This window comes from Klebsiella sp. Sb-30 (genome assembly GCF_057652795.1).
Genome location: NZ_CM172749.1, coordinates 1,601,695 through 1,615,265, shown reverse-complemented (window position 1 = coordinate 1,615,265; position 13,571 = coordinate 1,601,695). Strand labels below are relative to the sequence as shown.

Genomic DNA, 13,571 nt, shown 5'->3' with positions numbered 1-13,571 from the left:
TGATGTAACTCTGCAGTTAAGCCGCTATCATTACTCTCCACCCAGCGGCTTAACTGGAGCTTTTTTATGAAATACATTGGAGCGCACGTCAGCGCCTCCGGCGGACTGGCCAATGCCGCCATTCGCGCCGCCGAAATCGACGCCACCGCCTTCGCGCTGTTTACCAAAAACCAGCGGCAATGGCGAGCTGCCCCGCTCAGCGACGAAACAATTGCTGAATTCAAAGCCGCCTGCGAAAAATACCGCTTTGGTCCCGGACAAATCCTGCCGCACGACAGCTACCTGATTAACCTCGGCCACCCGGTTGAGGAGGCGCTGGAAAAATCTCGCGATGCCTTTATCGATGAACTGAGCCGCTGCCAGCAGCTCGGACTGACGCTGCTCAATTTCCATCCCGGCAGCCACCTGCAGCAGATACCGGAGGACGAGTGCCTGGCGCGTATTGCCGAGTCCATTAATATTGCATTGGCTAAAACCGAAGGCGTGACCGCCGTCATTGAAAATACCGCCGGCCAGGGCAGCAACCTCGGTTTCCAGTTTGAACACCTGGCCGCCATTATTGACGGCGTGGAGGACAAATCCCGCGTCGGCGTCTGCATTGATACCTGCCACGCCTTTGCCGCCGGTTATGACCTGCGTAGCGCAGAAGCGTGTGAGAAAACCTTCGCCGACTTCGAACGTATTGTCGGTTTCCGCTATCTGCGCGGCATGCACCTCAACGATGCCAAAAGCGCCTTCGGCAGCCGCGTTGACCGCCACCACAGCCTGGGCGAAGGCAATATCGGCCACGACGCTTTCCGCTGGATCATGCAGGACAGCCGCTTCGATGGTATCCCGTTGATTCTGGAAACCATTAACCCGGATATCTGGGCAGAAGAGATTGCCTGGCTGCGAGCGCAACAAACGGAAGAGGCCTCGGCCTGACGCCAGCCGCGTGCGGGCCGTGTGAAACGTATCGCTACGTAGAGAAGTAGAACAGAAAAAGGGCCGAATATTCGGCCCTTTTGTTTTATTACGACGCTCTATCGCGGAGGATAACTCAGGCCGCTTTTTCCGCGGTCTGTCCTTCCGGACGTTTCAGCACCGCATAGGAGAGACCGGCCACCAGGGTACCGGCAACAATCGCCAGCAGATAACCAACCACTGGGGTAATCGCGCCAGGAATCAGCAGGACGAACAGACCGCCGTGCGGCGCCATCAGTTTCGCTCCGATAGCCATAGAGATAGCACCAGTCACCGCGCCGCCTACGATACAGCATGGCAGGACACGCATCGGGTCACGGGCAGCAAACGGAATGGCCCCTTCAGAGATAAAGCACAGACCCAGAACCAGCGCCGCTTTCCCCCCTTCCCGTTGCCCTTTATCAAACTTATTGCGGGCAACCAGCGTGGCGATACCCATTGCCAGCGGTGGCACCATACCGGCCGCCATAATCGCCGCCATCGGTGCGTAGGTTTGGGTACTCAGCAGACCGACGCCGAAGGCATAGGCTGCTTTGTTCACCGGGCCCCCCATGTCGGTACACATCATCGCGCCGAGAATTGCGCCCAACAGTACCGCGTTCGCCGTTCCCATCGTTTGCAGCCAGTGGGTCAGCCCTGCCAGAATACCGGCAACAGGTTTGCCAATCAGGTAGATCATCGCCAGGCCGACGATCAGGCTGGAGACCAGCGGAATGATCAGAATCGGTTTCAGCGCTTCCATGCTCGGCGGCAGCTTCAATTTAGTGCTGATCAGTTTAGCAACGTAACCGGCAAGGAAACCGGCGATAATCCCGCCGATAAAGCCGGAGCCGCCGCTGACGGCCAGCATCCCGCCGATAAGACCCGGCGTCAGGCCCGGACGGTCGGCAATGGAGAAGGCGATAAAGCCCGCCAGCACCGGAACCATCAACGCAAAGGCTGAACCTCCGCCAATCTGCATCAGCGCGGCGGCAAGGGTATCCTTCACTTCAAAGGCTTTAATACCAAAGGCAAAGGAGAGCGCAATACACAGACCGCCGGCAACGACCATCGGCAGCATATAAGAGACGCCGGTCAGCAGGTGACGATAGGCACCGCCGCCCTCTTTCTTCGCCGCATCAGCCTGCTTGCCGCTCTGACCGGATGGCTGGTACGGTTTCGCTTCAACAACGGCTTTATCCAGTTCCTGGGCCGTTTTCTTCAGCGCCAGACCGGTAGTGGTGCGATACATCGATTTGCCGGCAAATTTTGCCAGGTCGACTTCAATATCGGCAGCCACAATCACCAGATCCGCCTGCGCCACCTCTTCCGGCGTGATGGCGTTACCTGCGCCGACCGAGCCGCGAGTTTCCACCTTCACCCACCAGCCGCGTTTTTTGGCTTCGGTTTCAATGGCTTCTGCCGCCATAAAGGTATGCGCAACGCCGGTAGGGCAAGCGGTGATCGCCACGATGCGTTTTGCACCACCGGTCGCGGCCGGCAGTGACGCAGCTGCCGGAGCAGCGTACGGCGTCGCATGGCTTTTCGCTTCGCTCAGGAACAGCTCCGGATGCGCAACGGCGCGATTAATATCGCCGAGGAACACCTGTTTACCGCTCAGCGCGCTATCCGCCGGCAGGGCAGTGCCGAGAACGATCGCCAGTTCAGCGTCGTTCGGGTTATCGGTCAGTTCAAGATGCGCTTTATGCGCTGCGGTACCCAGCAGGGTTTTCGCCATATAGGCGCGCGCCTGTCCAAGTCCGGCATCAATAATCAGCAGCGTTTTCATTATGCCTCTCCTGCTGTCAATTAAAGGGTTTTAAGTCGACACGCGCCATCATGGCGGCCAACTGGGTACGATCGGTAATACCGACATTGCTCTGGCTAACCGCCAGCGCCGCGACGGCAGTGGCCAGACGCAGCGTATGCTCGCTGGATTCACGCATCAGCAGGCCGTAGATCAGACCGCCAACCATGGAATCCCCGGCACCAACGGTGCTGACCACTTCGACGGAAGGCGGTTTCGCAATCCATTCGCCCGAGGCGTTAACCCACAGCGCACCCTCTTCGCCGAGGGAGATAACCACGTGGGCAATGCCCTGCTCGCGCAGCGCATGCGCCGCATCAATCACGTCTTTCATTTCCGGCAGCTTACGGCCCGCCCAAATTTCCAGCTCGCGACGGTTTGGCTTCACCAGCCACGGCGCGGCTTTCAGACCGGCAACCAGCGCTTCGCGGCTGCTGTCAAAGATAATGCACGGACACTGGCTGCGCAGGCGAACCATCCAGTCAGTGAAGGCTTCCGGGCTAACGCCTGACGGCAGACTGCCGCTGACGCACACCATGTCGAACTGACCCAGCCAGCTCAGGGAGTCATTCACAAAGCGTTCCCAGTCGGCCGGGGTCACTTCAAAACCGGAGAAGTTGAAATCGGTCACTTCACCATCTTTTTCCGTCAGCTTGACGTTGATGCGCGTCCGCCCCTGAACCACCTGGAAACGGTTGGCAATCCCCAGCTCGCTGAACAGCTGCTGAAAACCATCCTGGTTATCTTTACCAAGAAATCCGCCAACGGTGACGTCAATGCCGAGATCTTTCAGCACTTTCGCCACGTTGATACCTTTCCCGGCGGCATGCAGACCGGTGGTCCGCACAAGGTTGACCTCCCCGCGTTCAATTTCCGGTGTGAAACCCACCAGGTCATACGCCGGGTTTAATGTAATCGTTGCTACACGTCTGCTCATTTATGCGCCCTCCCCAAGGCCTGCGGCGATCGCTTCGCCAATCGCATCCAGAGCCTGTTGCGCATCTTCACCCTGCGCAGTGAAGCGCAGACGGTGGCCTTTCTTCACGCCCAGCGCCACGACTTTCATCAGGCTGCGGCCATTTGCCGGCTTGCCGGATCCGTCCAGATTGGTGACGGTAATGTCGCTGGAAAATTGTTTAATGGTGTTCACCAGCATCGTGCCCGGACGGGCGTGCAGCCCGTGCTCATTGCGCACCACATACTCGGCGCTCAGCACGTCGTCGGCGATAGCCTCGTCGCTGGTCAGCAGCGCCAGCAACGTCGCGCCATCAGACTTCAGCAGACGGTCAGCTTTTTTATCAATAAGCAGATTGCTCAGGCGATTCAGTACCGCGGTAGGCTGTTCATCTGCCATCGCGACGGTTATCAGCAGCGAGACCGGCTGCTCATCGGCGGTAAATGTGCTGGCGGCACGGCTGACCGCAATCGCGCTGCGCAGGTTGCCTTCCGCGCTGTCGTTCAGCCAGATGCCCTGCCCGAGATTAAGCGGTTTATCATTGATGGTGCGGCTGACGAAAGAGGCGTCAACGGCGCCAGCCTCTTTCAGACGCGCGGCGTTCAGCGCCTGTAATGTCATCAGGTCGCTGGCAGCGATATCCAGGCTCAGCGTGTCATTATCCAGTTTCAGCGCTTCGCTCTGCTTTTCACCCATCAACAGGGCCCGCAGCTCTTCCGCCGTGGTCGCTGATTTAAGTTGTTCAGCGACTGAATCATCGCTCAGGACGTGGGTCAGCTGACGCAGAAGCCCCAGATGTTCATCCGAGCTGGCGGCGATACCGATTGCCACGTACGCGGTCTGCCCTTCTCCCCAGGTTACGCCCTGCGGAAACTGATAGACCTGAACGCCGGTTTTCAGCACCTGGTCACGCGTGTCGGTAGTCCCGTGCGGGATGGCAATGCCATTGCCAAGGAATGTGGAGGTTTGCTGCTCGCGAGCCAGCATCCCGTTAACGTAGCCTTCCGCCACGTTGCCCGCGCTGACCAGCGCTGCGGCAACCTGACGAATCGCCTCTTCTTTATTACCGGCCTGCTGGCCGGGATGAATATCCTGCACAGATAACTGGAACATGGTTCTCCTCTCCTGCTGTATTGAATCGTTTCAGCTATTTTGCGAAAAAAGGCGTCATCTTCCTGATGGAGAAACTCCCGATGACGCTGAAACGTTTCAATGAGTCTGTACCTTTCTTATCCACTGCGCAAGATCTGTTATCAACCTGATAACGGAAATTAGAGGTGCAGCACACTTTTGCTGAAGCCCGACGTTCGCATTCAGCCAGGCTTCAGCTTTTTGCTGAAATGACTAATTTGAAACTGCTTTTTAATTTTACATACCATACTACTGTTCATTTTCTGAGTGACGGCGTAAACTCCGCTGCTCAGACAATTACAGATAACCACCCATGCAAAACAGTAGCGCCGCCCTCCCCCGACGCGGGTTCGATTTAACCTCTTCTGCTTTCCTGATCGTTGCCTTCCTGACGGGCATTGCCGGCGCGTTGCAAACGCCGACCCTGAGCCTGTTTTTAACCAACGAAGTGCATGTGCGCCCGGCGATGGTCGGCTTCTTTTTTACCGGTAGCGCGGTGATCGGTATTCTGGTCAGCCAGTTTCTCGCCGGACGCTCGGACCGCCAGGGCGATCGCAAGCAGCTGATTGTCTTTTGCTGCCTGCTTGGGGTCCTGGCCTGCCTGCTGTTCGCCTGGAACCGCAACTACTTTATTCTGCTCTTCGTCGGGGTCTTCCTCAGCAGCTTCGGCTCCACCGCCAACCCGCAGATGTTCGCCCTGGCGCGCGAGCATGCCGATAAAACCGGCCGCGAAGCGGTGATGTTCAGCTCCATTTTGCGTGCCCAGGTCTCGCTGGCGTGGGTGATCGGCCCGCCGCTGGCCTACGCGCTGGCCATGGGGTTCGGCTTTACCGTGATGTATCTCTGCGCCGCGATCGCCTTTGTGGTCTGCGGAGCGATGGTATGGTTCTTTCTGCCCAGCATGCGCAAAGAGAAACTGGCGGCAGTCGGTCATCTGGAAGCGCCGCGTACCCATCGTCGCGATGCGCTGCTGCTGTTCAGCGTTTGCACATTAATGTGGGGTATTAACAGCCTGTACATTATTAATATGCCGCTCTATATCATTAATGAGCTGCATTTATCCGAGAAGCTGGCCGGGCTGATGATGGGGACCGCCGCCGGGTTGGAAATCCCGACGATGCTGATTGCCGGCTATTATGCCCGGCGCTTTGGTAAGCGCTTTTTGATGCGCCTCGCCGCGGCGGCCGGAATACTGTTTTACGTGGGGATGCTGCTGGTGCATACGCCCGCTTTACTGCTGGCTCTGCAGGCGCTGAACGCGATATTCATCGGTATTCTGGCCGGTATTGGCATGCTCTACTTCCAGGATCTGATGCCCGGCCAGGCCGGCGCTGCCACCACGCTGTATACCAATACCACCCGCGTCGGCTGGATTATTGCCGGTTCGCTGGCGGGCGTGGTGGCAGAAATCTGGAGCTATCACGCTGTTTTCTGGATTGCCCTCGGCATGGGCGCGGTGTCATTGCTTTGCCTGTGGCGCATTAAAGACGTTTAAGGCGCGGTGCTCGCTTCCAGCTGGATAAGATAGGTCATGGCCGCTTCGCGATTTGTCGAACACATCTCAAAGACAGGCTGCAGGCTGGCGCAGACTTTCGGTCTGAGCGGCGACGTGAAGATGTTGCACAGATTCTGTTCCGAAAGCTGGACGCAGCGCGTGTTAGCAGGCTTGCCGTCAGGCATTCCGGGGATCGGGGATGAAATAGAGGGGGCGATACAGCAGGCACCGCAATCGATACGACATTCCATAAATGACTCTCTTGATGTTGCGGTTCACGGCCCAGCCTAAACGTTTTGTCCAGAGATAGCAAAACTCGCGAATTCCACTTGCCTGAAAGCCCCGGCACGAGTAGTTTTACGCGATATTTTTTGAACCGTTAAGTGACAGGATTACTGCAATGCCAAGAGCGAATGAAATTAAAAAAGGTATGGTGCTGAATTACAATGGCAAGCTGCTGATTGTAAAAAATATTGATATTCAGTCACCGAGCGCCCGTGGCGCAGCAACGCTGTACAAAATGCGTTTCTCTGATGTACGTACCGGTCTGAAAGTGGAAGAGCGCTTTAAAGGCGACGATATCGTTGACACCGTGACCCTGACCCGCCGTTTCGTTGACTTCTCCTATGTTGACGGCAACGAGTACGTGTTTATGGATAAAGAAGATTACACGCCGTACACCTTCACCAAAGAGCAGATTGAAGAAGAGCTGCTGTTCATTCCGGAAGGCGGCATGCCTGATATGCAGGTTCTGACCTGGGATGGCCAGCTGCTGGCGCTGGAGCTGCCGCAGACCGTGGATCTGGAAATCGTGGAAACCGCACCGGGCATTAAAGGCGCCTCGGCAAGCTCTCGCACCAAACCGGCGACCCTGAGCACCGGCCTGGTGATTCAGGTTCCGGAATACCTGACCACCGGCGAGAAAATTCGTATTCATATCGAAGAAAGCCGCTATATGGGTCGCGCGGACTAATATCGCGTCGTGGCGGATAAGGGCGGAAACGCCCTGTCCAGACCGCCCGCCGCATGAGCCGGGCAGTAAGACAAAAAAAACGGCCAGAGGCTAATGCGGGTCACTTAAAGGTGACCCGCATTTTTTTTGCTTTATCTCAGGTCAGGGCGATGCCGGTAAACGGTGGTTGGTACGAAAGGGGTCTGTCGCGTGGGTGCCGTGGAGTATTCCGTTCACTTTTGTGGCATGTTCCGTTCACGATGCATCCGACACTGTTCTCACACCCGCTGCAGGTGAACGGAATATCCCACAGAACACATGCTCGGAGTGCGAAGCCCCCTTTCACGCAAACCACCATAAAAACGCCATCCCCGGCTTAACAACAATCTCCAGGACAGGCTCGCCTGCAGAAATGTTGAAAACCTGACAGCGCCACATAAAAAACCGGCAATTTCTTTGAGATGACGGATTCTTACACCTCCGCCGGATCGGTCAGCCGACCCGTAAACGATCGGCATCAATCCAGAGGCTGTCCTTTCTACTTCTTACCTTCCCGCCGCCAGAATTACAGCAGTTCCGGATACTTCGTCATCTTCAGCGCCAGCTCAACGCCGCGTACTTCCGCCATCCCCTTCAGACGACCAATCGCCGAATAGCCCGGGTTGGTTTTCTTACGCAGATCGTCCAGCATCTGGTGGCCATGGTCCGGACGGAACGGAATCGGACGCAGATCGCCCGCATGCTTGCGACGCAGCTCTTCGCTCAGAATCGCATCCACCACCGCCACCATATTGACGTCACCGGTCAGATGCGCCGCTTCGTGGAACGTTTTGGGGTTCTCTTCACGGCAGGTCGAACGCAGATGAGTGAAGTGGATCCTGTCGCCGAAGGTTTCGACCATTTTCACCAGATCGTTATCGGCACGCACGCCGTAAGAACCGGTGCACATCGTAAAGCCGTTGTTGATGCTGTCCACGGTCTCTTTCAGCCATTGCATGTCTTCGATAGTCGAAACGATACGCGGCAGACCGAGGATCGGACGCGGCGGATCGTCCGGGTGTACGGCCAACCGTACGCCAACCTCTTCGCATACCGGTACGATAGCACGCAGGAAGACGGCCATGTTCTCACGCAGCTGCGCTTTATTGATATGGTCATATTCCGCCAGCCGCGCGCGGAACTGTTCGAGGGTATAGCCCTCTTCTGCGCCCGGTAAACCGGCAATAATATTGCGGGTCAGCTTTTCAATATCTGCTTCGCTCATCGCCGCAAAACGAGCCTGCGCCTGGCGCTGCTCCTCTTCACTGTAATCCGCCTCGGCGCCAGGGCGCTTAAGGATATGTAACTCAAAAGCGGCAAACGCGATTTGGTCAAAACGCAAGGCTTTCGAACCGTCCGGCAGCTGGTACTCAAGGTCAGTGCGCGTCCAGTCGAGAATTGGCATGAAGTTATAGCAGACGGTATCAATCCCGCAGGCTGCCAGGTTACGAATGCTCTGCTGGTAGTTGGCGATCCAGGTCGCACACTGCCCGCTTTGGGTTTTGATCTCTTCGTGTACCGGGATACTTTCCACGACCGACCACGTCAACCCTTTTTCCGCCAGCAGCGCCTGACGCTGTTTAATTTCGTCAACCGGCCAGACTTGACCATTAGGAATATGGTGCAGTGCGGTGACCACACCCGTCGCGCCAGCCTGCCGTACATCATCAAGCGACACCGGATCGTTCGGTCCATACCAACGCCAGGTTTGTTCCATCGCTATGCCCTCTCAAAGTTGTTATACCAATAACGCCAACATCAATGATGACTACCATACAGGCTTCTCGCCGGGGATCAATTTATCCCGCTAAATTGATTGATCCAGCTCACACTAAGCGTATAAATACGGCTCACCAATTTAATTTGTTGTCATATAACTTTACACTGGCATTGTTAATCATTGGTTAATCAGGTGTGTAAAGAATGACAACTATTGCTACCGCTACGCTGCCAGAAAGCGTGCAGCTTCCTCAGTACGATCGCAGCCAGCTGCGCTCGCGCATTGTGCACTTTGGCTTCGGGGCGTTTCATCGCGCTCATCAGGCCCTGCTTACCGATCGGGTGCTGAACGCCAGCGGCGGAGACTGGGGGATCTGCGAAATTAGCCTGTTCAGCGGCGACCGGCTGATGAGCCAGCTCCGTCAGCAGGACCACCTGTTCACCGTGCTGGAAAAAGGCGCGCACGGCAACCAGCCGATTGTCGTAGGCGCCGTTCACGAATGTCTGAATGCAAAGCTGGACTCTCTGCCCGCTATCATTGAAAAATTCTGCGAACCGCAGGTGGCCATCGTCTCGCTCACCATTACAGAGAAAGGCTACTGTATCGATCCCGCCAGCGGCACGCTGGACCTGACGCAGCCGCGCATTACTCACGATCTGGACAATCCCACGCTGCCGCAGTCGGTGCCGGGGATTCTGGTCGAAGCCTTGTCCCGCCGCCGCGAACGAGGCCTGCCGCCGTTTACGGTACTCTCCTGCGATAATATTCCTGATAACGGCCACGTGGTTAAAAATGCGGTTCTGGGCATGGCGGAGAAGCGCGCCCCCGAACTGGCGCAGTGGATCGCTGAACACGTCAGTTTTCCCGGCACCATGGTTGACCGTATTGTGCCCGCCGCCACCGATGAGTCGCTGGCTGAAATCAGCGCCGCACTCGGCGTAGAAGACCCATGCGCCATCAGCTGTGAGCCATTTATTCAGTGGGTGATTGAGGATAACTTCGTGGCGGGCCGCCCGGCGTGGGAAATTGCCGGCGCCCAGATGACCGATAACGTGCTGCCGTGGGAACAGATGAAACTGCGGATGCTCAACGGCAGCCACTCCTTCCTTGCCTGGCTCGGCTACCTTGCCGGCCATGCGCATATCAGTGACTGCATGCAGGATGCGGTGCTGCGCAGCGCCGCTCGCCGACTGATGCTTGACGAACAGGCCCCGACGCTGGCTATCGAAGGCGTCAATCTGACGCACTATGCCGACAGTCTGATCGCGCGCTTCAGCAATCCAGCGCTTAAACATCGCACCTGGCAGATAGCGATGGACGGCAGTCAGAAGCTTCCACAGCGTATGCTTGACGGTATTCGCGTTCACCTGCAGCGCGGTAGCCGCTGGCCGTTGCTGGCGCTCGGCGTGGCGGGCTGGATGCGCTACGTCAGCGGTATAGATGATGCCGGTCAGGCTATCGATATTCGCGACCCGCTGAGCGAGAAGATTCAGGCTCTGGTTGCCGGCAGCCGCAACGAGGAACGCGTCAGCGCCCTGCTATCCCTGGAAGAAATCTTCGGTCGCGACCTGCCGGGCAATACGCAGTTTGTAGACAACATCACCGCCGCCTGGCATCAGCTTTGTACCGTCGGTGCCCGCCAGGCTATCGCCAACGTGCCCGGGATTTAACAATTGCTGCTCTTTTGCGGACAGAATTCTTTTCTGTCCGCCGTAGCCCTTCTCTTTTCCCCTTTTTTTCGTCAGGATAGTCTCAACTGTTACAACATTACATTTGTATCCTGGAGAAAATGTGACCAAAACCAACTTGATCACGGGGTTTCTCGGCAGCGGTAAAACGACCTCGATTCTTCATCTGCTGGCCCACAAGCCTGCAGATGAAAAATGGGCCGTGCTGGTTAATGAGTTTGGCGAAGTGGGTATCGATGGCGCTTTGCTGGCCGATAGCGGCGCCCTGCTCAAAGAAATTCCCGGCGGCTGTATGTGCTGCGTCAACGGCCTGCCGATGCAGGTGGGGTTGAATACCCTGCTGCGCCAGGGGAAACCGGATCGTCTGCTGATTGAGCCTACCGGGCTCGGCCATCCCAAACAAATTCTCGATATTCTGACCGCCGCCGTCTACGAGCCGTGGATCGATCTTCGCGCCACCCTGTGCGTGCTGGATCCCCGCCAGCTGCTGGACAGTAAAGTCATGGCGAACGACAACTTCCGCGATCAGCTGGCGGCGGCCGATGTCATTATCAGCAATAAAACGGACCGGATGACGGCGGAAAGCGAACAGGCCTTTGACGCCTGGTGGCAGGAACACGCGGGCGAGCGACTGCATATTGGTGCCACCCACGGCAATATCGACCCGAAGCTGCTGGATTTACCGCGCCGGAATCTGACACCGCTGCCGGAAAGTGCCGAACATGCGCACAGTCACGGGCAGAAAAAAGGTCTGGCCGCGCTCAGCCTGCCGGCCCACCAACGCTGGCGACGGAGCCTCAACAGCGGTCAGGGCTACCAGGCCTGCGGCTGGATCTTTGATGCCGATACGACCTTTGATACGATTGGCCTGCTTGAGTGGGCTCGTCTGGCGCCGGTTGCCCGCGTCAAAGGCGTGATGCGTATTGCCGAAGGCCTGGTACGTATTAACCGTCAGGGACTTGATCTGCATATTGAAACCCAAAACGTTGCGCCCCCGGACAGCCGTATTGAGCTGATTACCGAATCCGAGGCGGACTGGAATGCGTTACAAGCCTCTTTGTTGAAACTTCGTTTAGGTTAAGGCGGGTATGTTTCCCGCCGTCTTACACAACTCGCAACTGTTATGATTAAAAACCGAATTCCCCTGATCCTGCTGCTTAACGCTGCGGGCTTTGCCCTCTTTTTTTCGTGGTATTTGCCCGCGAATCATGGTTTCTGGTTGCCGCTGGATTCCGCCATTTTCCACTTCTTTAACCAGGGTGTGGGAAAGAGTCAGGCCTATGCCTGGCTGCTGGCTATCATCAATAACCGGGCTTTCGACGCCTGCTCTTTGCTGGCGATGGGCGCCCTGATGCTGAGCTTCTGGTTGAAGGAGCAAAGCGCCGGTCGCCGTCGGATCGTCATTATCGGCCTGGTCATGCTGCTGTTCGCGGTAGTCATTAATCAGCTGGCGCAGCATCTGATGCCGGTTAAACGCGCCAGCCCGTCGCTCGCGTTCAGCGATATTGTAAAAGTGAGTGATGTTGTCGCCTTCCCGACCAAAGATGCGTCGAAAGACAGTTTTCCCGGCGATCACGGCATGATGCTGCTGATCTTCGCCACCTTCATGTGGCGCTATTTTGGCCGTCGGGCGTTTGCTATTGCCCTGACTATTTTTGTTGTTTTCGCTTTTCCGCGGGTCATGATCGGCGCCCACTGGTTTACCGATATTGCCGTTGGCTCATTGACCGCCGTCCTCATTGGCATTCCCTGGGTTCTGATGACACCGTTAAGCGACATATTGATCGCCTGGTTTAACCGTTCGCTTCCCGGCGGAGTGGGTAAAAATTAATCTCTTCCTTACATATTATTAACTATATCCATAAGGGATCGTTCTCGGTCCCTTTTTTATTTGCCCGTGTTTTTATCGCCAACGTCATCTTCCTGTCACATTAATCGTCTTACAAATGAAGCAATTGCATATTTTTTACCCACAATTGCCGCTATTTTGCGCTTTCCCGACGATTCACTTTTAGATGCACAAATTCTTATAAGAAATCTCGCAAAACCGCTCGCCATCCCACGTTTGATAGGGTAATCTCAATCTCGTTTTGCCTTTCCAGTAACCTCAATCCGGCTCAAAAATAAATTTGTGCGGTATCCCACAAATTTAGGTTTAAGGAATTGTCTCATTGCTGGCAGGTATTTAGGCTCTAACACGTTTGGCATTTTTTATAACGACATTGTCGTTAAGGACAACAAGGGAAAACAAACCACATGGTCAAATCTCAGCCGATTTTGAGATATATCTTGCGGGTAGTGCCCGCGATAGCAGTGGCAGTTTTGCTCTCTGCCTGTAGTTCGACAAGTAGTACCGCAAAGAATATGCATTCTGAGACGCATGCTGTGGGTAGTGGCGATTTATCATCACTGCAAGCCTCTCAGGATGAATTTGAAAAGATGGTCAGCAATCTGGACGTTAAGTCCCGTTTGATGGACCAGTATGCCAGCTGGAAAGGCGTGCGTTACCGCCTCGGCGGCAGCACCCGGAAAGGCATTGATTGCTCTGCTTTCGTGCAGCGTACTTTCCGTGAACAATTTGGTCTGGAACTGCCGCGCTCCACTTCAGAGCAGCAGGATTCCGGCAAGTCCATTTCACGCTCTCAACTGCGTACTGGCGATTTAGTTCTGTTCCGGGCGGGTTCCACCGGTCGCCACGTCGGTATCTATATCGGCAACGATCAGTTCGTCCATGCTTCCACCAGCAGCGGTGTGACCATCTCCAGCATGAACGAACCGTACTGGAAGAAGCGCTATAACGAAGCGCGACGAGTTCTGAGCCGCTCGTAATCCTTTCTGTCGT

At 56.0% G+C, this 13,571-nt stretch carries 12 protein-coding genes; 7 read left to right on the top strand and 5 right to left on the bottom strand.

The window, feature by feature from the left end:
* Window positions 1–66: 66 nt before the first annotated feature.
* Window positions 67–924 (top strand): deoxyribonuclease IV, encoded by an 858-nt coding sequence (nfo, locus tag AC236I_RS07670; RefSeq protein WP_004864792.1) that lies wholly within the window; start codon window positions 67–69, stop codon window positions 922–924.
* A 115-nt stretch (window positions 925–1,039) separates the two neighbouring features.
* Here nfo and fruA read toward each other — a convergent pair whose 3' ends face one another.
* Genes fruA through fruB form a run of 3 tightly spaced genes read right to left on the bottom strand, consistent with a single transcriptional unit; the run spans window position 1,040 to window position 4,817 of the window.
* Window positions 1,040–2,731 carry a PTS fructose transporter subunit IIBC gene (gene fruA, locus AC236I_RS07665; protein WP_431684764.1) on the bottom strand — a complete coding sequence of 564 codons (1,692 nt, stop codon included), beginning with the start codon at window positions 2,729–2,731 and terminating at the stop codon, window positions 1,040–1,042.
* A 16-nt stretch (window positions 2,732–2,747) separates the two neighbouring features.
* Window positions 2,748–3,686 carry a 1-phosphofructokinase gene (fruK, locus tag AC236I_RS07660; RefSeq protein ID WP_004864796.1) on the bottom strand — a complete coding sequence of 313 codons (939 nt, stop codon included), beginning with the start codon at window positions 3,684–3,686 and terminating at the stop codon, window positions 2,748–2,750.
* Window positions 3,687–4,817, bottom strand: coding sequence for a fused PTS fructose transporter subunit IIA/HPr protein (fruB, locus tag AC236I_RS07655; protein WP_015583837.1), 1,131 nt, complete (start codon window positions 4,815–4,817; stop codon window positions 3,687–3,689).
* A 331-nt stretch (window positions 4,818–5,148) separates the two neighbouring features.
* Here fruB and setB point away from each other — a divergent pair, with 331 nt between their 5' ends.
* The gene (setB, locus tag AC236I_RS07650; protein WP_032717962.1) at window positions 5,149–6,330 is read left to right on the top strand and encodes a sugar efflux transporter SetB; all 1,182 of its coding nucleotides are present in this window, start codon (window positions 5,149–5,151) and stop codon (window positions 6,328–6,330) included.
* Here the strand turns inward: setB and AC236I_RS07645 are convergent.
* Window positions 6,327–6,581 carry a YkgJ family cysteine cluster protein gene (locus tag AC236I_RS07645; RefSeq protein WP_015583834.1) on the bottom strand — a complete coding sequence of 85 codons (255 nt, stop codon included), beginning with the start codon at window positions 6,579–6,581 and terminating at the stop codon, window positions 6,327–6,329. The two genes, setB and AC236I_RS07645, sit on opposite strands and share 4 nt — an antisense overlap.
* A gap of 149 nt (window positions 6,582–6,730) precedes the next feature.
* Between AC236I_RS07645 and yeiP the strand changes: the two genes are divergently transcribed.
* Complete coding sequence (yeiP, locus tag AC236I_RS07640; RefSeq protein WP_004864815.1) at window positions 6,731–7,303, top strand: elongation factor P-like protein YeiP; 573 nt, start codon at window positions 6,731–6,733, stop codon at window positions 7,301–7,303.
* Between the two features lie 544 nt (window positions 7,304–7,847).
* Here yeiP and uxuA read toward each other — a convergent pair.
* Window positions 7,848–9,038, bottom strand: coding sequence for a mannonate dehydratase (gene uxuA / locus AC236I_RS07635; RefSeq protein ID WP_004864817.1), 1,191 nt, complete (start codon window positions 9,036–9,038; stop codon window positions 7,848–7,850).
* Between the two features lie 206 nt (window positions 9,039–9,244).
* Between uxuA and AC236I_RS07630 the strand changes: the two genes are divergently transcribed.
* The 4 genes from AC236I_RS07630 (at window position 9,245) to mepS (ending at window position 13,558) form a co-directional block, all read left to right on the top strand.
* Window positions 9,245–10,711 carry a mannitol dehydrogenase family protein gene (locus AC236I_RS07630; RefSeq protein WP_088911880.1) on the top strand — a complete coding sequence of 489 codons (1,467 nt, stop codon included), beginning with the start codon at window positions 9,245–9,247 and terminating at the stop codon, window positions 10,709–10,711.
* 121 nt (window positions 10,712–10,832) lie between these two features.
* Window positions 10,833–11,810 carry a CobW family GTP-binding protein gene (locus tag AC236I_RS07625; protein ID WP_015583833.1) on the top strand — a complete coding sequence of 326 codons (978 nt, stop codon included), beginning with the start codon at window positions 10,833–10,835 and terminating at the stop codon, window positions 11,808–11,810.
* A gap of 42 nt (window positions 11,811–11,852) precedes the next feature.
* Window positions 11,853–12,560, top strand: a complete 708-nt coding sequence (locus AC236I_RS07620) for a phosphatase PAP2 family protein (RefSeq protein WP_004864822.1) — start codon at window positions 11,853–11,855, stop codon at window positions 12,558–12,560.
* Between the two features lie 425 nt (window positions 12,561–12,985).
* Window positions 12,986–13,558, top strand: coding sequence for a bifunctional murein DD-endopeptidase/murein LD-carboxypeptidase (gene mepS, locus AC236I_RS07615; RefSeq protein ID WP_004864824.1), 573 nt, complete (start codon window positions 12,986–12,988; stop codon window positions 13,556–13,558).
* The last annotated feature ends 13 nt before the right edge of the window (window positions 13,559–13,571 follow it).